Origin of the sequence: Paracraurococcus lichenis (assembly GCF_030657435.1) — a bacterium.
In the GTDB taxonomy this organism is placed as follows: domain Bacteria; phylum Pseudomonadota; class Alphaproteobacteria; order Acetobacterales; family Acetobacteraceae; genus Paracraurococcus; species Paracraurococcus lichenis.
The window spans coordinates 1-542 of record NZ_JAUTWS010000448.1 but is presented as its reverse complement, the minus strand read 5'-3'; the positions used below and the strand labels follow the sequence as shown (position 1 = coordinate 542).

Genomic DNA, 542 nt, shown 5'->3' with positions numbered 1-542 from the left:
AGCTTGAGTTTGGCCATTTTCAGGGTGCGTGGAGAGGCTTTCGAGGAAAGCTTGGCAGCGATGTGCGACCATCGGTTTGCGCCTTGGGAGCTGCGACGAGTTCGGTTGAATCATGCGTGACCTGAATCCGACGTGAAGGCCGCCGGGTTTCACGTCGGACCTTCGCTTGGCGAGTCTCCCCGAGCCGACGGTTCGAGGAGTGATGCATGGCTGGCGCAACCGAGCCCCGCGTGCCGAACAGCTTGGTGACCTTCCTGCAGCCCTTCCGGTCCAGCTTCACCGCCCCAACCTGGGAGCACGTGCTGGTGCTCGTGATGGGGGCGATCCTCGTACCCGGTCGGCGGACGGTCGCCTCGGCGCTGCGGGTCACGGGCCTCGGCCAGACGCGCCACTTCACCAACTATCACCGCGTACTGAACCGCAATGCCTGGTCCACCCACGATCTGTCGCGGCGATTGCTGGTCCGTCTGGTCGACGCCTTCGTCCCGGACGGCGAGCCGGTCGTGATCGGTCCGGACGACACCATCGAGCGACGTTGGGGC

At 65.1% G+C, this 542-nt stretch carries 1 protein-coding gene; it reads left to right on the top strand.

The window, feature by feature from the left end:
• Positions 1–206 precede the first annotated feature (206 nt).
• The coding region (locus Q7A36_RS40740; protein ID WP_305109475.1) for a transposase at positions 207–542 on the top strand (336 nt) is incomplete at its 3' end.